This is a genomic window from Sphingobium sp. B7D2B (assembly GCF_025961895.1).
In the GTDB taxonomy this organism is placed as follows: domain Bacteria; phylum Pseudomonadota; class Alphaproteobacteria; order Sphingomonadales; family Sphingomonadaceae; genus Sphingobium.
Genome location: NZ_JAOQOM010000001.1, coordinates 2,649,704 through 2,668,963, shown reverse-complemented (window position 1 = coordinate 2,668,963; position 19,260 = coordinate 2,649,704). Strand labels below are relative to the sequence as shown.

The 19,260-nt window shown below is 64.5% G+C and carries 18 protein-coding genes and 1 tRNA gene; 11 read left to right on the top strand and 8 right to left on the bottom strand.

Going from position 1 to position 19,260, the window contains the following annotated elements; all coding sequences use genetic code 11:
• The first annotated feature begins 3 nt into the window (after positions 1–3).
• From M2341_RS12320 to M2341_RS12295, 6 genes are all read left to right on the top strand, one after another.
• Entirely contained in the window at positions 4–579 is a 576-nt protein-coding gene (locus M2341_RS12320; protein WP_264573258.1) for a cytochrome c oxidase assembly protein, read from the top strand.
• Positions 580–632: 53 nt separating this feature from the next.
• Complete coding sequence (locus M2341_RS12315) at positions 633–1,463, top strand: cytochrome c oxidase subunit 3 (RefSeq protein WP_181560186.1); 831 nt, start codon at positions 633–635, stop codon at positions 1,461–1,463.
• 137 nt (positions 1,464–1,600) lie between these two features.
• The gene (locus M2341_RS12310) at positions 1,601–2,029 is read left to right on the top strand and encodes a DUF983 domain-containing protein (RefSeq protein WP_264585442.1); all 429 of its coding nucleotides are present in this window, start codon (positions 1,601–1,603) and stop codon (positions 2,027–2,029) included.
• Positions 2,026–2,664, top strand: a complete 639-nt coding sequence (locus M2341_RS12305; protein WP_264585441.1) for an SURF1 family protein — start codon at positions 2,026–2,028, stop codon at positions 2,662–2,664. The genes M2341_RS12310 and M2341_RS12305 overlap by 4 nt, the downstream gene beginning before the upstream one ends.
• Positions 2,665–2,708: 44 nt before the next feature.
• Positions 2,709–4,112, top strand: a complete 1,404-nt coding sequence (gene thrC / locus M2341_RS12300; protein WP_264585440.1) for a threonine synthase — start codon at positions 2,709–2,711, stop codon at positions 4,110–4,112.
• Between the two features lie 121 nt (positions 4,113–4,233).
• The gene (locus M2341_RS12295) at positions 4,234–5,130 is read left to right on the top strand and encodes a class I SAM-dependent methyltransferase (RefSeq protein WP_264585439.1); all 897 of its coding nucleotides are present in this window, start codon (positions 4,234–4,236) and stop codon (positions 5,128–5,130) included.
• Between the two features lie 192 nt (positions 5,131–5,322).
• Here M2341_RS12295 and M2341_RS12290 read toward each other — a convergent pair whose 3' ends face one another.
• A complete protein-coding gene (locus M2341_RS12290) occupies positions 5,323–5,964 on the bottom strand; it encodes a heme exporter protein CcmB (RefSeq protein ID WP_264585438.1) in 642 nt (213 codons plus the stop codon).
• Positions 5,961–6,575 (bottom strand): heme ABC exporter ATP-binding protein CcmA, encoded by a 615-nt coding sequence (gene ccmA, locus M2341_RS12285; protein WP_264586040.1) that lies wholly within the window; start codon positions 6,573–6,575, stop codon positions 5,961–5,963. Before ccmA ends, M2341_RS12290 begins: the two co-directional genes overlap by 4 nt.
• A 57-nt stretch (positions 6,576–6,632) precedes the next feature.
• Here ccmA and M2341_RS12280 point away from each other — a divergent pair, with 57 nt between their 5' ends.
• A complete protein-coding gene (locus tag M2341_RS12280; protein WP_264585437.1) occupies positions 6,633–6,926 on the top strand; it encodes a 4a-hydroxytetrahydrobiopterin dehydratase in 294 nt (97 codons plus the stop codon).
• 27 nt (positions 6,927–6,953) lie between these two features.
• On the opposite strand, the gene M2341_RS12275 is transcribed toward M2341_RS12280, so the two are convergent.
• Positions 6,954–7,568 (bottom strand): DNA-3-methyladenine glycosylase family protein, encoded by a 615-nt coding sequence (locus M2341_RS12275; RefSeq protein ID WP_264585436.1) that lies wholly within the window; start codon positions 7,566–7,568, stop codon positions 6,954–6,956.
• Between the two features lie 94 nt (positions 7,569–7,662).
• On the opposite strand from M2341_RS12275, the gene M2341_RS12270 reads away from it, so the two are divergent.
• On the top strand, positions 7,663–7,980 hold the full coding sequence (locus M2341_RS12270) for a 2Fe-2S iron-sulfur cluster-binding protein (RefSeq protein ID WP_264570850.1): 318 nt from the start codon (positions 7,663–7,665) through the stop codon (positions 7,978–7,980).
• A 40-nt stretch (positions 7,981–8,020) separates the two neighbouring features.
• On the opposite strand, the gene M2341_RS12265 is transcribed toward M2341_RS12270, so the two are convergent.
• From M2341_RS12265 to M2341_RS12255, 3 genes are read right to left on the bottom strand one after another with little or no spacing between them, the layout of a single operon-like run.
• Positions 8,021–8,434, bottom strand: coding sequence for a DUF2147 domain-containing protein (locus M2341_RS12265; protein WP_264585435.1), 414 nt, complete (start codon positions 8,432–8,434; stop codon positions 8,021–8,023).
• Complete coding sequence (locus M2341_RS12260; protein ID WP_319801054.1) at positions 8,431–9,204, bottom strand: hypothetical protein; 774 nt, start codon at positions 9,202–9,204, stop codon at positions 8,431–8,433. Before M2341_RS12260 ends, M2341_RS12265 begins: the two co-directional genes overlap by 4 nt.
• Before the next feature lie 38 nt (positions 9,205–9,242).
• A complete protein-coding gene (locus M2341_RS12255; RefSeq protein WP_181560175.1) occupies positions 9,243–9,995 on the bottom strand; it encodes a TrmH family RNA methyltransferase in 753 nt (250 codons plus the stop codon).
• 103 nt (positions 9,996–10,098) lie between these two features.
• On the opposite strand from M2341_RS12255, the gene M2341_RS12250 reads away from it, so the two are divergent.
• Positions 10,099–10,184: transfer RNA gene (locus tag M2341_RS12250), tRNA-Tyr, on the top strand.
• Positions 10,185–10,301: 117 nt separating this feature from the next.
• Here the strand turns inward: M2341_RS12250 and M2341_RS12245 are convergent.
• Positions 10,302–10,877: a MarR family winged helix-turn-helix transcriptional regulator gene (locus tag M2341_RS12245; protein ID WP_264585434.1), complete on the bottom strand. Its 576-nt coding sequence runs from the start codon at positions 10,875–10,877 to the stop codon at positions 10,302–10,304.
• Positions 10,878–11,070: 193 nt separating this feature from the next.
• Positions 11,071–14,292: a TonB-dependent receptor domain-containing protein gene (locus M2341_RS12240; protein WP_264585433.1), complete on the bottom strand. Its 3,222-nt coding sequence runs from the start codon at positions 14,290–14,292 to the stop codon at positions 11,071–11,073.
• A 369-nt stretch (positions 14,293–14,661) separates the two neighbouring features.
• Here M2341_RS12240 and M2341_RS12235 point away from each other — a divergent pair, with 369 nt between their 5' ends.
• Both M2341_RS12235 and glgB read left to right on the top strand, forming a co-directional pair.
• Positions 14,662–17,082, top strand: a complete 2,421-nt coding sequence (locus M2341_RS12235) for a glycogen/starch/alpha-glucan phosphorylase (RefSeq protein WP_264585432.1) — start codon at positions 14,662–14,664, stop codon at positions 17,080–17,082.
• Complete coding sequence (glgB, locus tag M2341_RS12230) at positions 17,079–19,232, top strand: 1,4-alpha-glucan branching protein GlgB (RefSeq protein ID WP_264585431.1); 2,154 nt, start codon at positions 17,079–17,081, stop codon at positions 19,230–19,232. The genes M2341_RS12235 and glgB overlap by 4 nt, the downstream gene beginning before the upstream one ends.
• Positions 19,233–19,260 lie beyond the last annotated feature (28 nt).

The following is a 19,260-nucleotide window of genomic DNA, read 5'->3' as shown; positions in this document are numbered from 1 at the left end:
GCGATGACGACGATTGCCGGAAAGCGCGTGAGTAACCGCAAGACAGCCCTGCTGGCGGCGCTGGTGGCGGTGGCGATGCTTGGCCTCGGCTTCGCGGCGGTCCCGCTGTACCGGCTCTTCTGTCAGGTCACCGGTTTCGGCGGCACCACCCAGCGCGTCGATGCCGCAGAGGCCGCCAAGGCGGTCTCGCTGCAGACGCAGGGCCGGCAGCTGTCGATTCGGTTCGACTCGAATATCGGCGGCGGCATTCCGTGGGAATTCTATCCCGAGAAGCGCCGCGTGACCGTGGGCGTCGGTGGCAAGTCGATGGCGATCTTCATCGCCAAGAACACCTCGAACAAGCCGGTCACCGGGCGGGCCGTGTTCAACGTCACGCCCGAATATGTCGGCAAATATTTCAGCAAGGTGCAGTGCTTCTGCTTCACGGAGCAAACCTTGCAGCCGGGGCAGCAGGTGCGGATGCCCGTGCTGTTCTACGTCGACAAGGCGTTCCTTGATGATTCTGACGGCAAGGACGTCCAGGAAATCACGCTGAGTTACACATTCTATCCGGTTGAGAAGCCGGACGACCAGAGCTAAAGAAGCGCGCAAACGAGCGCTCGGATAAAGCACTTAGATACAGGGAATACGATATGGCCGGCGCCAAGAATCACGATTATCACATTCTCCCCGCCAGTTTCTGGCCGTTGATGGGCTCGATGTCGGCCCTAGTGATGGCGCTGGGCGCCGTTGCCTGGATGCACCCCTCTGAAATGGGCAGCTGGGGCGGCGCGGGCTTCTTCCTCGGTCTGGCCGGCGTGCTCGCCACCATGTTCTTCTGGTGGGCGGACGTTATTCGTGAGGCGCATGCCGGCGATCACACGCCTGTCGTGCAGCTTCACCTGCGCTACGGCATGATCCTGTTCATCGCGTCGGAAGTCATGTTCTTCGTGGGCTGGTTCTGGGCGTTCTTCGATTTCAGCCTCTTCCCGACGGCCCTGCCGCCGATTGACGGCCTGTTCCCGTCCGAGGGCATTGAGGTTCTCAATCCCTTCGAGCTGCCGCTCCTCAACACGCTGATCCTGCTCTGCTCGGGCACCACCATTACCTGGGCGCACCATGCGATCATCCATGGCGACCGGGACGGCCTGAAGAAGGGCCTGTGGCTCACGATCATCCTCGGCATCGTTTTCACCTGCGTGCAGGCCTATGAATATGCCCACGCGCCGTTTGCCTTCGGCACGACGCCTTATGGCTCGGCCTTCTACATGGCGACCGGCTTCCACGGGTTCCACGTTCTGGTCGGCACGATCTTCCTGATCGTCTGCCAGGTGCGGGCCTATAAGGGTCACTTCACGCCGCGCCAGCACTTCGGCTTCGAGGCGGCGGCCTGGTACTGGCATTTCGTCGACGTGGTGTGGCTGTTCCTGTTCGTCTCCATCTATGTGTGGGGCGGCTGGGGAGCTCCGATGCACGCGGGCTGATCGGCCGGGGAGCACGGCATGTGCGGCGCCAAGGCCCATGCTTGCTCCTCATCTATCGATAGCAAAGGCGACGCGCGGAAAGCCCTTCCGCGCGTCGCTTCGTTTTCGGCACGCGGCATTTGCGAAGGACAGGATGGATGAGCGAGACTAAGCCCGCAGAGGCGCCAAAGGCAGCCGCGGTCACACCGGCTTATCTGGTCCAGGCGAGCGTCAAGGCCCGCTGCCCGCGCTGCGGCGTCGGGCCGCTGTTCGATGGCTGGGTGCGATTCGCGCCGCGCTGCCGCGCCTGCGGGCTGGATCTGGCCGCGTTCAATGTTGGCGATGGCCCGGCGGCCTTCCTCATTCTGATCGTCGGCGGGCTGGTCACGGCGCTGGCCCTGATGGTCCAGTTGGCCGCCGATCCGCCATTCTGGGTGCATATCCTGCTCTGGGTGCCGCTCACCACCGCGCTGGTCATCGGCTGTTTGCGCCTGTCCAAGGCAGCACTGCTGATCATCGAATATCGCAACAAGGCGCGCGAGGGGCGCATTGCCGATGCGCGTCAGCCGGGCGAGGGCGCGCCATGAGCCGCCGCGTCCCGCTGGTGCCGACCGTTCTGGTCGGCCTCGCCGTCGCCGTGATGATCGCGCTGGGCATCTGGCAGATCGGCCGGGCGCATCAGAAGGAGGCCGCGCTGGATGCCTGGCGCGCGAATCTGCATCTGCCGCTGACAGCCTATCCCCGGCAGAACCCAACCGATCAAAGCTACATGTTTCGCCGTCTCGCGGCCCAGTGTCTGCGCGTGGTCGACTGGCAGGTGATCGGCGGTCGGGCGCGCAGCGGCGAGACCGGATGGCGGCACATCGCATATTGCGCGACCGGTACCGAAGGGCCGGGACTTGTGGTGGACATGGGCGTGAGCGTGCGGCCGGATGGCAAGACCGACTGGCAGGGCGGTCCGGTGACCGGCACAGCGACGCATGAGCCGGACAATTCCTCACTGATGGCCCGGGTGCAGGGCAAGGTATCGCCCTTGCGGCTGATGATCGTCGCGGAGGAGCCGGCGCCCGGGCTGCTCGCCTCTGCGCCGCCCGATCCCTCTTCGGTGCCCAATAATCACCGCTCCTACGCGGTGCAGTGGTTCCTGTTCGCCACCATCGCGCTGGTGATTTATGCGCTGGCGCTGCGCAAGCGCTGGCGGGGCGAACCGCGCGAGGGTTGATCCACTCCGTTGCGCTACGGCAGCCATAAGGCTAAGGGCCGGTCATGCAATATGTGAGCACCAGAGGGCGCGCGGCTGCGCTGGATTTCGAGGGCGCAACGCTGGCAGGGCTGGCGAGCGATGGCGGGCTGTATCTGCCCGAGCATTGGCCGAGCTTTTCCGCCGACGAGTTGGAGGCGATGCGCGGCCTCTCTTATGTCGAGACTGCCGTTCGCGTCATTCGCCCGTTCGTGGGCGATTGTCTGAGCGAAGACGAACTTCGCGAACTGTGCACGCAGGCTTATGGCCGCTTCTCTCACGCCGCGGTGACACCGCTGGTGCAACTCGATCATCAGCACTGGCTGCTCGAGTTGTTCCACGGGCCGACACTGGCGTTCAAGGACGTTGCGCTGCAGATGCTCGGCCTGCTGTTCGAGAAGTTCCTCAGCCGCCGCGATACCCATCTGACCATCGTCGGCGCGACGTCGGGAGACACCGGCTCGGCGGCCATCGATGCCGTTGCGGGCCGAGCGAAGATCGATATCTTCATGCTCCATCCCGCAGATCGCGTGTCGGATGTGCAGCGCCGGCAGATGACGACGGTGCTGGCGCCCAACGTCCACAACATCGCCATTGAAGGCAGCTTCGACGATGCGCAGGCGCTGGTGAAGCGCATGTTCAACGATGCCGAGTTCGCCGGCCGCTTCGATCTGTCGGCCGTGAACAGCATCAACTGGGCGCGACTCGTGGCGCAGGTGGTCTATTATATCTATGTCGGCGTGCGCCTCGGCGCGCCGCATCGGCAGGTTGCCTTTTCGGTGCCGACCGGCAATTTCGGCGACGTGTTTGCCGGCTATGTCGCAGCGCGCATGGGACTTCCCATCGAGCGGCTGATCGTCGCCACTAATGTGAACGACATTCTCCACCGGGCGCTCTCGCAGGGCGACTACAGCCAGGAAGGCGTTGTGCCGACGGCCACGCCCAGCATGGACATTCAGGTCTCCTCGAATTTCGAGCGGCTGCTGTTCGATCTCGGTGGGCGCGATGGGCTGGCGCTGGCCGAGCAGATGAAGGGTTTTGAGGCGACTAAGGCCATGCGCCTCACGAACGCGCAGCGCGACGGGGGGGCCAAGCTCTTCTCTTCCGCACGCGTCGATGGCGACGACATGTCGCGGGCGATGCGCTGGGCTTATGATGCGGCCTCTCAGGTCATCGATCCGCACAGCGCGGTCGGCCTCGCTGCGGCCCATGCCGTGCCGCTCGATCCGTCCGTGCCGGTGGTGACGCTGGCGACGGCGCATCCCGCCAAGTTCCGCGATGCCGTGGAACGGGCCACCGGCGTGCGTCCCTCGCTGCCGTCACGCGTGGGCGATCTGTTCGGGCGCGAGGAGCGCTATGCGACGCTGCCCGGTACGTTCGAGGCAGTGACCGAATATATCGCGGAACGCGCCACGCCGCGCCGTGGGTAGGACGTCCTTTCTGAAGCCCCTCCTCTTTAGAGGAGGGGTTGGGGTGGTGTCGGCTACGTCGGCTCCAGAGCGCTACGTAAGCACCTACCTCCGAACCCCTCCCCTGAAGGGGAGGGGATAGATGTCTATAACCCTGCCACCCGCCCTCCCACTCACCACAATGGTCGGCGAGCCCTGGGGCGATTACGGCCTCATCGATAGCGGCGCCGGCCGCAAGCTGGAGCGCTACGGCCCCTATCGTTTCATCCGCCCGGAGCCGCAGGCGATGTGGCAGCCGGCGCAGGCCGACTGGGATGCGCATGGCAGCTTCATTCCGGCATCGGACGAGGATGGCGGCGGGCGCTGGCATTTTGATAAACCCGTGCCGCGCGATGGCTGGCCGCTGCGCTGGGAGGAGGCGCGCTTTCAGGCGAACTGCACGCCCTTCCGCCATCTCGGCTTCTTCCCGGACATGGCGCCGGTCTGGCAATGGGCGCGCGAGCGGCTGCACGGCGTCGACGCGCCCCATTTCCTCAACCTGTTCGGCTATACCGGCGTCGGCACGCTGGCCCTCTCCGCCACCGGGGCGCAGTGCGTGCATGTCGATGCCTCCAAGAAATCGGTCGCGCAGGCGCGTGCCAATGCGGCGCTCTCCGGCATGGAGAGCAATCCCGTCCGCTGGATCATCGACGATGCCGCCAAATTCGTGGCACGCGAGGTGCGGCGCGAGCGGCGCTATCATGGCATCCTGCTCGATCCGCCCAAATATGGCCGGGGACCGGATGGCGAAATCTGGCGCCTTGAGGAAGACCTGCCCGGCCTGATCGCCGATTGCCGCCGCTTGCTGGATGGCGAGAGCCGCTTCCTGTTCCTCACGGTCTACGCCGTGCGCATGTCCGCCCTGGCGATCGGCGAACTGCTCCGCGCGCATCTGGGCGATCTGCCGGGGCGGATCGAATGCGGCGAGCTGGCCGTGCGGGAGGAGGCACGGGGGCTGCTGCTCCCAACCGCAATCTGGGCGCGCTGGACGCGGGACTGAGGGGCTTTCGGGGGGAGGGGTTCGCTCGTAGAGTTAGCGGACCGCAAGCGCCTGCGTAAACCTGCCCACCTTTCTGTTCGTGTCGAGCGAAGTCGAGACACGTCTGGCGCTGAGTTTGGTGTCTCGACTTCGCTCGACACGAAGGGGGAAGAGGGAAGGCCTGGTATGCCGCGCCCCTCAATCCCGCCCTACCTAATCCCGTCCCGCCCTTAGCGCCGCCCCGCCGGCGACCGGCGCCACCACACACAGCAGCAGCGAGCAGGCGGCGACCATCTTGAGGGCGCTGTCGCCGCCAAATTGCAGGGCCCCGGCACCGAAGATCAGGATCGGCACCGCCAGCGGCAGCACCAGCAGGCCGGTCAGCGCGCCGCTGCCCCGCAGGCCGGCGGTGAGCGCTGCCACCAGCAGGGCGAGCGCGGCAAGGCCGGGCGTGCCAAGCGCCAGACCGATCATCACCAGCCGCAGCATCTCCGGCTCCAGCTTGAGCAGGGCCCCGGCCGGCAGCGCGGCGATCAGAAGCGGCGGGCCAAAGCTCAGCCAATGCGCGACGCCCTTGGCGAACAGGATCGTGCCTTCCCCCACGCCGCGCAGCACGAGCTGGTCGATCACGCCGCTGTCGCGGTCCGGCTCGATCAGCCGGTCGATCGGCAGCAGGCTGGCCAGCAGCGCGGCGACCCACAGCAGTCCTCCGCCGGTCTGGCTGAGCAGCGTGGCATTGGGGCCGACCGCGAAAGGAAACAGCGCCGCAATCAGCAGCAGAAAGGCCAGCGGCAGCCAGATGCCACCGCTCCGCCACGCCCGGCCAAGGTCGCGCAGGATGATCGGGCCGATCATGCGTCGCGCTCCTCGCCCGCATCCGGGGCCGGCGCATGAAGGTTGATCACCGCATCCTGCGTCCACGCGAGCGGCATGTGCGAGGCCGCGAGCACGAGGCCGCCGCGCGCACGGTGCTCGTCGACCAGGGTGCCGAGTTGCGCGGCCGAGGCGACGTCGAGGCCATTGGCGGGCTCATCCAGCAGCCAGATCGGCGCCGCGGTAATCAGCGTGCGAGCCAGCGCGGCGCGCTTGCGCTGGCCGGTGGAGAGCATCCGCACCGGAATATCGCGCAGATGTGCAATGGCGAGGTCATCGAGCGCGGCGTCGATGCGCGCGGACGGCGCCTCATCCACTTTGGCCCAGAAGGCGAGGGCATCGTGCACCGTGCGGTCCCGGTCCAGCGCATCGAGCTCGTCGGTCAGCGCCACCGCGCCTTCGCAGGTCACGGTGCCCGCAAAGGGCCGCAGCAGCCCGGCAATGATGCGCAGCAGGCTCGATTTGCCGATGCCGTTCGGGCCAGCGATCTGGGCGCTGCCGCCCGCAGTCAGGCTGAGATTGACGCCGGCGAACAGCAGCCGTCCCCCGCGCAGGCAGGCGACATCCTCCAGCCGGAGCGCCGCGCCGCTCATGGCTTGACGGTCCATGCGCGCGTGGCCGAGAAGGGCGCGCGCGAAAAGGAGACCGCCATGCCAAGGATCGCCCGTCTCTCCGACGAGGAGCGCGCGCAAGCGCTCAGCACCGTCCCGGCCTGGCGCCTGTCGGATGATGCCAGCGGCATTTCGCGCAGCCTGCGGTTCGATGATTTCGTCGCCGCTTTCGGTTTCATGAGCAAGGTCGCCCTGCTGGCCGAACGCGCCGATCATCACCCGGAATGGTCGAACGTCTACAATCGCGTGGATATTCGCCTGAGCACCCATGATGCCGGGGGCCTGAGCGCGCGCGATATTGCCCTCGCCAAGGCGATCGACGCACTGCTCTGACGGGAAGGGGGCGGGGGAGACAGCGCATTAGAAGACCGGGGTGTTATAATGGTGCCAGGCCATCAGCGCCATGGCGCTGCGGTGCGGACGCCATGCCTCGGCCAGCGCGCGGGTTTCGCGTTCGGCCGGGCGCGCATCGAGGCCCATGATCTGCCCCACCGCGATCTGCACGGCGAGGTCGCCCGCCGGCCAGATGTCCCTGCGGCCTTCCGCGAACAGCAGATAGATTTCCGCAGACCAGCGGCCGATGCCCTTGATCCGCACGAGCGCTGCAATGGCCTCCTCATCATCTTGCGGCAGCGCGTGGAGATCCACCCCGCCGCTGACCACCAGTTCAGCAAGGCTGCGGGCATAGCCCTGTTTCTGGCGGGAGAGGCCGCAGGCGCGCAGCGTATCGAAATCCTGCGCCAGCATGGCGTCGGGCGCGCAGCCGGTGCCGAGTGCGGCCTCCAGCTTGCTCCATACGGAGGCCGCCGCGGCGACGCTCACCTGCTGGCCGACGATGGTGCGCAGCAGCGTTTCGTATCCCGGCTCACGCTGGCGGGATGGGGGGTAACCGAGCCGCTCGATCAACGCGGCGATCGCCGGCTGATCTGCCGCCAGCGCATCCAGCGAAGTCCGCAATGCGGCATCATCGAGCATGGTTCGTCCCAGGATAAAGAGCGGCGCGCGTCGCCGGGTTGATTTCTGTCCAGCAGCCCCTCATAGCGAGCCAAACCATGGTTTGGAGATAAAAATGCCGCAATTGACGGTTGTGACACGGGACGGCGCGCGCCACGAGATCGAGGCCCAGAATGGCCACACGGTCATGGAAGTGATCCGCGACAACGGAATCGACGAACTGCTGGCCATTTGTGGCGGCTGCTGTTCCTGCGCAACCTGCCATGTCTATGTTGACGAGGCCTATGCGGACAAGCTCCCGCCGCTCAAGGGCGACGAGGACGATCTGCTCGACAGCTCCGAGCATCGCAATGCCTCCAGCCGTCTCTCCTGCCAGATCCCGGTCAGCCCGGAGCTCGAGGGCATGGTCGTCACGATCGCGCCGGAAGACTGAGCGCTTTGGCCCGGTGCGCGCCAGGGGGCGCCCGCCGGGTCTAGTTGTCCACCCGGGTCCAGACCTGCGATCGGCAGCCGATGCGGCCGATCAGGCAGCCTTGCGCGCTCAGCGTCCGCTCGTTGACCAGGGTGATGGTGCCGGAAAAGGTCTTGCCGATATCCGGTACGAACACCTTGCCGCGCCAGACATTTTCCTTCTCCGGCACGAAGCCGCTGAACAGGCGCGCGCCGATCAGATTGTCCATCCCGCCCTTGCGCGCATCCGCGCGGGCTTTTTCGCTGGCTTGAATCACCGTCCCGCACGTCGCCGTGCCACAGCGATGCGCGCGCACCTGCACGCTGCGCTGCGGATTGGTCCAGATGCCAAGCGATTCGCTGTCAGCAGCGCGGGCTGCGCTGGCAGACAGGGCAGCGCTTACGACAAGCAGCGCAAGGCTTGCGCGCGCCCTCATGGCAGCGGCGCCACGCGCAGCACGGCCATCGGTGCATCCCTGGTGGCCGGGGTGACCTTCCAGACGATCCGTCTTTGTCCATCCGTCATGGTTTCGGCGCCTTCTTCCTGATTCTGGCTGACGATCTCTGCCGATGTGGTCAGCGTGAATGTGCCATCGAGAAGCCCGCCGGGACTTTCCCGGCCGCTTGCGGTGCCCATCGGCAGGGTAGCGGCATCGCCATCATTGGCAAAGCCGGGGGCTTTGACGCGCACGCGATCCTTGCCGCGCAGTTCGATGGCGAGGAAGGGGAGCACGACTTCCCCGTCCGGGTTGAACGGGAAGACGAAGCCATGGTCGAGCCGGCCACTGATCCGGTAATCGATGGCGAGCTTGCGGTCGCCGATGTAGCGGGCGGAGCGGTAGCCATATTCCTTGCTCAGCGCCTCGGCGAGGCGCCGCAGTTGCGCCTCATCGTCCACATCGGCATCGTCCGCAGTGCCGCTCTTGCTTTGCGGCTCGCTGGCGATCCTGAACATCTGCGCATCGTCCGTCGCGGCATCGGTGGCGTCGTCCTCTGCAGCATTGTCCTCATCGAGCAGCCCCTCGGTCAAGTCGGACGGACTGCTCTTGAGAAGTTGCACCTCACCCACATAGGCGAAGGTGAAGCTGCGGTCGGCCTTGATGTCGAGCGTCGCCGCGAATCGCGTCGGCACCAGCAGGCAGCTCGAAAGCAGCAGGGGCGCGATCAGCACCAGCAGCCAGCGCGTGATCATCGCCCGGTTCGTCAATCGCTCATCCCCCGCGAGGCACGGCGCCAGGCTTGCGCCTAGCGCGTCATGCAGGCGTATAGCGCGATTGCAGCGGCGTTGGAAACGTTGAGGCTCTCCATGCGCGGACTGATCGGCAGGCGGGCGACCATGTCGCAATGATTGACGCTGTTCAGGCGCAGGCCTTCACCCTCCGCACCCAGCACAAGCGCGACGCGAGTGGTATTGTCCAGCGCACCGGCGATCGTATCGCGTGCGTCGCCATCGAGCGCGATGCGCCAATAGCCGGCCTCGGCGATTTCATCGAGCGCGCGGGCGAGGTTCACCACCCGCACCCAGGGAACGATTTCCAGCGCGCCGGCTGCCGCGCGCGCGATCACACCCGATTCGGGCGGTGCATGGCGGTCCTGCGTCACGATGCCGAGCGCATTGAAGGCGGCGGCCGAGCGCAGGATTGCGCCGACATTGTGCGGGTCGGTCACTTGATCGAGCACCAGGATCGGCCTGCGCGCCTGTTCATCCGGCACGCCCTGTTCCAGCAGATCGCCGAGCCAGATGTCCTCCAGCGCTTCCACCTCGGCCACAAGGCCTTGATGTGGCGCGTCGCCTGGCACCATGCGGCCCAGATCCGCCACGTCCGAATAGACGATCGGCAGCACCGGCGGCAGATCGAGCGCGGCCAATGCCTCGCGCGTGCCCCAGATCTTGCGAATCACCCGCTCCGGATTGGCGAGCGCGGCCGTGATGGCGTGGCGCCCATAGAGCCTCGGATACCCGCCTTTCGGCTTTCCTGTTCTGTGTCCCCGTTTCATGCGTGCGCTTTTCCACACCATGGCATTGACAGGCAAGGCCCCATTCGCCATTGAGCCGCCTCCAATCCGTTTGACGGCCCCGCCGTCCGGGTCAGGCGCCTCTGGAAGGGTGGCCGAGTGGTTAAAGGCAGCAGACTGTAAATCTGCCCGCGTGAGCGTACGCTGGTTCGAATCCAGCCCCTTCCACCATCTCCCATGATGATCAGTTGAAACCGCGTCCCCGGGACGGAAGTCTGAATCAGCGCGATCGATTGCATTGTCCGTTGGCCCGCTTATCCGGCGCGGACCATCCGAGCCCATAAATCGTCAGCGGGTGGCGGGTGGCAGTCCGTTATTTGCGAATCCCGGCAGCTTCCCGATCTGGTCGGCGGGCAAATCGAGCCCGGATTCGATGCGTTGGAGCAGCATCGAGAAGAAGTCATAGCCTTCCCGCACCTTCTCCTCGGAGACGTCCTCAAGCAAATGCGCGCGCAGGCTGGCGGCGATTTGGAGCATATGGGCCAGCGTCTGGTAGCCTTCGGCCGTCAGGCGCATCAGCTTGTTGCGCCGGTCGCTGGGGTCGGGCAGCCGCTCCACCAGCCCTTCGGCCTCCAGCAGGTCCAGCGTGCGGGTGAGGGTAGGGCCTTCGATCCCGACGCGCTTGGCGATCTGGATCTGGGTCGTGCCGGGCGGTGCATAGGCGATGGAGGACATCGCCTCCATGCGCGATGCGCTCTGGCCGATATCCCGCAGCTTCTCATCGACCAGCGCGCGCCAGCGGCGGGCCAGCATCACAATGGTGATGGTCAGCGCCATGTCCGGGGAAGGATAGCCCGATTTCGGTGGCAGGACCTTCCCGAAGATTTCAGCTTCGCTGCCTGCCGTCTTGGGAGCGCTTTTCATGCGATGCCGTTCCTTCGTAACCTTGCCAGAAGGGCGCGATCGCCCAAAAAAGTCGCAAAAATCTCTGCGGTCCGCAAAATTAGTTTGCGCGTGACCAATGTGCAACCGCCCGCGCGACCTGTCTTGTCTGCAACCGTTCAGGGGCGCGTTGGGAGGCAAGTGGCGGACGCCCAATGCGCCCGCCACACCCTTGTCAAAAGCGCAACCGCGCGCCGAGGAAGAAGCGCCGGCCAAGCACATCGTAGGTACTCGGGTCCGTGACACCGGACTGCGAAGAGCCTCCCTGCGCGAGCGTGCCCGCCCGCACGCCGAGGCGCGGGGGCTGCTTGTCGAACAGATTGTCCACGCCGAACCGCAACTCCACAGTGGATGTCGCTGCGATCCGCCCCGAGAGATCGAAGATGTCATAGGCGGGGATTGGGAGTTCGGTCGCGGTCGTGCTGGTCGCGTAGGTGAAGTAGCGAACCTTGGGCAGATGACGCCATGTCAGGCTGATCGCCCCCGGCCCGAAATTATAGGCGACGTTGGTCGACAGCTTCCATTTGAACTGCGCACTATACTGGTTGCTGCCAATGGTATCGCGGTAATCGGCCGTCAGCCCGCCCGGCAAGCTCTGGACGTCGAACTTGTCGAGATAGTTGAACGCGATATTGGTGGTGAACGATCCCTCATCTCCGAACAGTCCGGGCGCCGGGACCGTCCAGTTAAGATTGGCGTCGATGCCTGCGGTGTGGATTTTACCCAAATTCTCGAAGAAAGCGCGTGTCGCCGACCAGAAGCCGCTCTGGGGCTCACGGATGATCCGGGTGCAGAACTCATTGCCGGGATCGTAAGTGGGATTGCTTGTGCCATCAAAGTTGAAGCACTGGCGGTAGACATAATCGGTCGACAGGGTCGAGACGGCACCTGCGATCTTGATATTATAATAGTCGACCGAGAGGGTCAGCCGGCTGAGCCACGGGGAATCCCGCCATGGCGAGCGGATGATCATGCCGGCCGTGAAGGTGCGGGCTTCCTCGGACTTGAGACCTGGGTTGCCCAATGTGACATCCCGCCCGAGCGGGAACAACTGCGGCTGATTGCCGACGAAATCCGGGCCGATCGGAAAGCCGCCTGAGATCGCGGAGCAGAGTGCCAGAACCTGCGCGCGATCCGGGTTGTCGGCGCGATTGCCATAGCCGGGATAAGCAGAATTGTTGGCGTGGGTCGCGCACGGATCGCCGCCGGGCCAATTGACCACGGTGTAGATGCCCGGCTGGAAGATTTCCGCGATGTTCGGTGCGCGGTTGGCGACCTGGTAGCCGCCGCGGAACTTCAGCCAGTCATTCACGTCCCAATCGCCAATGACTTTCCATGTGCCGACCGAGCCTGCCGTGTTGTAGCTCGAATGACGATAGCCCGCATTGAGGTTCAGTGCCTGAATGAAGGGCAGATCGGACAGAAGCGGGATCAGGACCTCGCCGTAAAAATCCTTGACGAAGATCTTGCCTTCCGTTCGCGAGACGCCGGGCAGGCTGATGACGCCGCTGTTGATCGTCTGCGCGTTGAGCGGGCCGCTGGGCTCATAGAAGAAGTTGTTTTCGCGATAGGACGCGCCGGCCGCAAAGCGCACTTCTCCGGCCGGCAGGTCGAACAGTCCGCCCTGGAAGTTCACTTCCGCCTGCGTCTGCCCGACGACCGTCTCAGCCTTGATGTTCGCTTGGATCAGGTCTTGGCAGTCCTGCGAGACCGGGGCGGTGGTGAACGGGTTGAGGCCGCTCGTGCAGCTTGCGGACATGCCGAGACTGGGGTGCAGGAAGGTTGTTCCGGCGCCGTAATTGGGGAGGCCGATGAGCGTCTGGTAGGCATCCAGATCGATGAAATTCTCATAGCGCGTAACTTGCGAACTCTTGCCGTGACCGCCGAAGACATCGAACGTCCAGTCGCGAATGCCGACATTGCCGCGGAAGCCGCCAATCACCTCATAATTATAGGTGTTCGTTTCGGTGCGGGAGGGGCCCATGAACGTCATTGATTGATTGAGCGACCATGGCGCATTCGGGCGGGCGCGGCTGCGCAGGATGTCGCAGAGGTCCTGCGGCACAGGATGCCCCACCGCCGCGCCGCATGTCGCGGCGTCGAAAGTGATACCGGCATTCAGTTGACTGAACGCCGTGGCATAGGTGGATTGGGTCTGGACGTTGTTCTGGTCGAACTTGGCCTGAACATAGGCCGTAATGCCATCCGTGATGTCGTAATGCGCGCTGCCGAAGAAAGAGATTCGCCGCAGCGGCAACTGGAGATAGCCTTCCTTGCTGACGAAGGAGGCATTGCCGTTCTCCAGGATTTTCACATTGGGGTCGGTGCCGTTGTAATTGGGTGCGGCCGCACCTGTCACGCGGCCGACGACGCCCGAGAAGATCGTGGCATCGAGCGGATTTGCCGCCTTATTGAAGAAGAAGCTGGTCGACAGCCCCGGCCCGGCAATCGTGACTTCGCCCGGCGCGAAGCCGTAGCGCGCGAACACCTGATTGACGGCCACCTGGGACGGGTTGCCGGCTGGTGCACCGAAGTCGAAGCCGGCCACCACGCCCGGAACGCCGGTCGTGTTGGTGCGCGGCGTAACGCCGAAGCTACTGCCGAAGAAGACCGCGCCGCCGCTGCTGGCGGGATCGGTATACCCGGCCTGATAGAAGGGGCTATCCGCCTGATAGATGATGTCGCGGTCCTGATAGGTCACGCCCAGCATGGCGTTGCCGCGTCCGTCGGCGAAATTGCCACCAACAAGGGCGGATATCTCGAACTGCCGGCCATCGCCACGTTCGCTGATTCCCATGCTGGTATCGATCGTGACGCCGGAATAGTCGCGCTTGAGCTTGAAATTGACGACGCCGGCAACGGCATCCGCGCCATAGGTTGCGCCCGCGCCGCCGGTGATGACCTCGACGCTGTCGAGCGCTGCCTTCGGAATGGTGTTGATGTCGACCACCAGTGTCGCATTGGCCGGCTGAGTGCGCCGTCCATCCAGGAGGACCAGCGTTCGATTGGCGCCGATGCCGCGCAGGTCGAGCGTCGCGATACCGGGGCTGTTGGTCGGTGTGGCCTGCACGTCAGATCCGGCCAGGCCGGTCAGGCCGGCACCGCCGCGACCGGTCGCGCCCACGCCGCCTGTGAACTGCGGCATTTCCTTCAGCCCCTGGTCGATGCTGAGATCCGATGAGGACTGCAAGGTGTCGCTGGTCACGGTGGTCAGCGGCGTCGCTGAGGTATAATCGCGGCGTACGATCCGCGATCCGGTTATGACGATCGCCTGCGTTTCCTGCGCGTCCGCCTCGGTGGACTGGGCCTTTGCCGGGCTTGGCGCGTTGAAGGCAAAGGCGAGCGCCGTACAACTCGCCAGGGCACGCGCCGTCCATCTGTCAGTTCGTGGGTTCATCAGTCTTCCTCCCCTGCGTCGCGCGAGCTATTCGCGCAGCGTGGTCGTCTCTCGAGGAAGAGTGAGCGGCGTGGATACGCGTCATCGTGCGCAGGAACATCGAATGAGCGAACGCCATCTGCCTGCGCTAACCTGTGCCGCGCAGCCATATCCTCCCCGTCTGCGTCGCCGACTCGAAAGGTCAGCTTCAAATGAATGCTATTCAAATAAATGCAGACGGCAACTACTAAGATTCAATCGAAATTTGGGCTCTGCACTGATCCCGGGGGGTAGAGGAAAAGCATTGAAAGCAAGGCTGGCGCATGCGTGCGTCTGTGTTATCGATGGGTGATTCCGCGACGCGGCATGAATCGAAAAGGGGCAGGGCTAATGGCGAGCAGAGACAGCAGGTCGGACAAGGCGCTTCAGATGCGGATTGTCGACGCGCTGGTCCACCGGATTGGCAAGGATAGTCAAGCTGCGCTGCCGCACGACTGGCTCGCCGCGACAATCTATACCCTGCGCGACGAGATCATCGAGCGGTGGATGGAATCTTCCAAGGCGGCTCATGCTGCAGGTGCGAAGAGAGTCTACTATCTCAGCCTCGAGTTCCTGATCGGTCGGCTGCTGCGCGACGCGCTGAGCAATCTCGGCGTGGTCGAGGAGGTGCGCGCCGCGCTGGCCGAACATGGGGTGGATCTGGACGAGATCGTGGAGATCGAACCGGATGCTGCGCTGGGCAATGGCGGTCTCGGGCGTCTCGCGGCCTGCTTCATGGAGAGCCTCGCGACGCTGGACATCCCCGCTTATGGCTATGGCATCCGCTATGTGAACGGCATGTTCCGCCAGCGCATCGATGATGGCTGGCAGGTCGAACTGCCCGAAAACTGGCTGGCCCATGGCAATCCTTGGGAGTTCGAGCGCCGTGAGAGCGCCTATCGCGTCGGCTTTGGTGGCGAAGTCGTCGGCGATGTCGATGGGCGCGTCGAATGGCATCCGGCCGAGAAGGTCATCGCCATGGCGGTCGACACCCCCGTGGTCGGCTGGCGCGGACGTCGCGTGAACACGCTGCGGCTGTGGAATGCCTTTCCGGTCGATCCGCTGCGGCTTGATGCCTTCAATGCTGGCGACCATGCCGGCGCGCTGGCCGAACAGGTGCGCGCCGAAAGCCTGGTGCGCGTGCTCTATCCCGCGGATTCGACGCAGGCCGGGCAGGAACTGCGCCTGCGGCAGGAGTATTTCTTCTCGTCGGCCTCCATTCAGGACATCGTGCGGCGGCACATGCAATATCATGGCGACATCCGCACCCTGCCGGACAAGGTCGCCATCCAGCTCAACGATACGCATCCGGCGGTGTCCGTCGCGGAACTGATGCGCCTGTTGATGGACGATCACGGGCTGGAACTGGCGGATGCGTGGACCATCACGCGCGCTACCTTCGGCTACACCAACCACACCCTGCTGCCAGAGGCGCTGGAGAGCTGGCCCCTGCCGCTGTTCGAGCGGATGCTGCCCCGGCATATGCAGATCGTCTACGCCATCAACGCGCTGGTGCTGCGTGAGGCGCGGGCCAGCAAACAGCTCGATAATGCAGCCATCTCCGCCATTTCCGTGATCGACGAAAATGGCGAGCGCCGCGTGCGCATGGCCAATCTCGCTTTCGCCGGTGCGCATAGCGTCAATGGCGTGGCGGCGCTGCATACCGAGCTGATGAAGCAGACCGTCTTCGCCGATCTGCATCGGCTCTACCCGGACCGGATCAATAACAAGACCAACGGCGTCGCGCCGCGCCGCTGGCTGCTGGAGTGCAATCCCGGCCTCACCGCGCTCATTCGCGAGACGATCGGCGACGGGTTCATGGACGATGCCGAGAAGCTGCACGAGCTGAACCGGTTCGCCGATGATGCCGCGCTCGGGCAGCGGCTGGGGGCCATCAAGCGCGCCAACAAGGAGGCGCTCACGCAGCATCTGCGCGAGCATATGGGCATCCGCCTCGATCCCTCCGCGCTGTTCGACGTGCAGATCAAGCGCATCCACGAATATAAGCGCCAACTCCTCAATCTCATCGAGACGGTGGCGCTCTACGACCAGATCCGCAGCCACCCGGAGATCGACTGGGTGCCGCGCGTCAAGATTTTCGGCGGCAAGGCGGCGCCCAGCTACCATAATGCCAAGCTCATCATCAAACTGGCCAATGACATTGCCCGGCGGATCAACAGCGATCCCTCGGTGGGCGGGTTGCTCAAGGTCGTATTCGTGCCAAACTATAATGTGAGCCTGGCCGAGAAGATCATCCCGGCGGCCGACCTCTCCGAGCAGATTTCCACCGCTGGCATGGAGGCCTCGGGCACTGGCAATATGAAGTTCGCGCTCAACGGCGCGCTGACCATCGGCACGCTCGATGGCGCCAATATCGAGATCAAGGACCGGGTCGGCGACGACAATATCGTCATTTTCGGTCTGACGGCGGATGAAGTCGCGCACCAGCGGGCCAATGGGTATAATCCGCGCCAGATCATCGAGGAGTCGCGCGAGTTGCAGCAGGCGGTTTCAGCGATTGCCTCGGGCGTCTTCTCGCCGGACGACCCCAATCGGTATGTCGAACTGATCGGTGGGCTGTATGACCATGACTGGTTCATGGTCGCCGCCGATTTCGAGAGCTACAGCCAGGCCCAGCGCGCTGTCGATGCCCGCTGGTCGAACCCGGCCGGTTGGCAAAGTGCAGCGCTGCGGAACATTGCGAACGTTGGATGGTTCTCCTCAGACCGCACCATCGCGGAATATGCCAAAGACATCTGGGGAGTTATGTGAAGCCGCCCAAAGCGGCCCTTGAAGCCTTGCTGGCTGGCACCCATGCCGACCCCTTTTCGCTGCTCGGGCCGCACGAAGGGCCGACCGGCATATTCGTGCGCGCTGTGGTGCCGGGGGCTGAGCAGGTGGAGGTGCATGACCTGGCCGGAGCGCGGCTGGGCACGCTGGAGCGCGTCGATGCGCGCGGTCTGTTCGAAGGCGCAGTGTCGGGACCGCGTCAGCCCTTGCGCTATCGTGCGAAGGGGCAGGGGGCCGAGTGGACAATCACGGACCCGTACAGCTTCGGGCCGGTCCTGGGGCCGCTCGATGATCTGCTGATCGGGGAAGGCACGCACTTCCGATTGTTCGACAAGCTCGGCGCGCATCTCATTGAACATGAAGGCGCCAGTGGCGTTCACTTTGCCGTCTGGGCGCCCAACGCACAGCGCGTGGCGCTGGTCGGCGACTTCAACGATTGGAACGGCCAATGCCATGTGATGCGCCGTCGCAGTGACAATGGCGTGTGGGAAATCTTCATGCCCGGCCTGGGGGCGTGGGAGGCGTATAAATATCTGATCGTCGGGCCGGACGGCACGGTCCAGCCGCTCAAGGCCGATCCGTTCGCCTTCGCCTCCGAACTTCGGCCGAAAACCGCGTCGATGACCTTCTCTCCTGCCAAGCCGGACTGGGGGGATGCTGCCCACCGCGCGCATTGGGCCTCGGTCGATCCGCGCCGTGTGCCGGTGAGCATTTATGAGGTTCACCCCGGGTCTTGGCGGCGGGACGAGGACGGCTGGTTCCTGTCATGGAACCGGATGGCCGAGGAACTGATCCCCTACGTCGCGGACATGGGCTTCACGCACATCGAGTTCCTGCCGGTCTCCGAGCATCCCTATGACCCGAGCTGGGGCTACCAGACCACCGGCCTTTATGCGCCGTCGGCCCGCTTCGGTGATCCGGCCGGCTTTGCCCGCTTTGTCGATGGCGCCCACCGCGCCGGCCTTGGCGTGCTGCTCGACTGGGTGCCCGCGCACTTCCCGACCGATGCCCACGGGCTGGCCCGCTTCGATGGCACGGCACTTTATGAGCATGAAGACCCGCGCCAGGGCTTCCATCCGGACTGGAATACGGCGATCTACAATTTCGGGCGGCGCGAGGTGGCGAGCTTCCTCGTCAACAATGCTCTGTTCTGGGCCGAGCGCTATCATGTCGACGGATTGCGGGTCGATGCTGTCGCCTCGATGCTCCACCGCGACTATAGCCGCGAGCCGGGCGCTTGGGTGCCCAACGCTGAGGGCGGGCGCGAGAACTGGGAGGCCGCAGCCTTCCTCCAGACCATGAACAAGGCGATCTACGGTGCCCATCCCGGCATCATGACGATTGCCGAGGAATCCACCACATGGCCGGGCGTCACGCATCCCGTACATGACAATGGCCTGGGTTTCGGGTTCAAGTGGAACATGGGCTTCATGAACGATACGCTTAGTTACATGGCGCGCGATCCGATCCACCGGCGCTATCATCATGAAGAAATCACCTTCGGGCTCACCTACGCCTATACCGAGAATTTCGTGCTGCCGCTCAGCCATGACGAGGTGGTCCACGGCAAGGGCTCGCTGCTCAACAAGATGGCCGGCGATGATTGGCAGAAATTCGCCAATCTGCGGGCTTATTATGCCTTCATGTGGGGCTATCCCGGCAAGAAGCTGCTGTTCATGGGGCAGGAGTTCGCGCAGCGCCGGGAGTGGAGCGAAGCGCGCGCGCTCGACTGGGAGCTACTGGACGCGCCCGCCCATGCCGGCCTCCAGACGCTCATTCGTGATCTCAACGGTTTGTACCGCTCTCTTCCCGCCCTGTATCAGCGCGATTGCGAAGGCGAGGGCTTCGAATGGCTGATCGTGGACGATCGCGAGAATTCGGTGTTCGCCTGGGTCCGCAAGGCACCCGGCGCGGCGCCTGTCGCGGTGATCGCGAACATGACGCCCGTAGTGCATTATGATTATCGCGTGCCGCTGCCCCATGACGGCATCTGGCAGGAGGTGATGAACACCGATGCCGCGATCTATGGGGGCAGCGGTGTCGGTAATTTGGGTGCGGTGCAGGCTGAGAAAGGCGTGGCCAGGATGACCTTGCCGCCGCTCGCCACGATCATGCTGCACGGAGAGGATTGAGGCGTCTGCCGTCATAATGGCGCGCCAG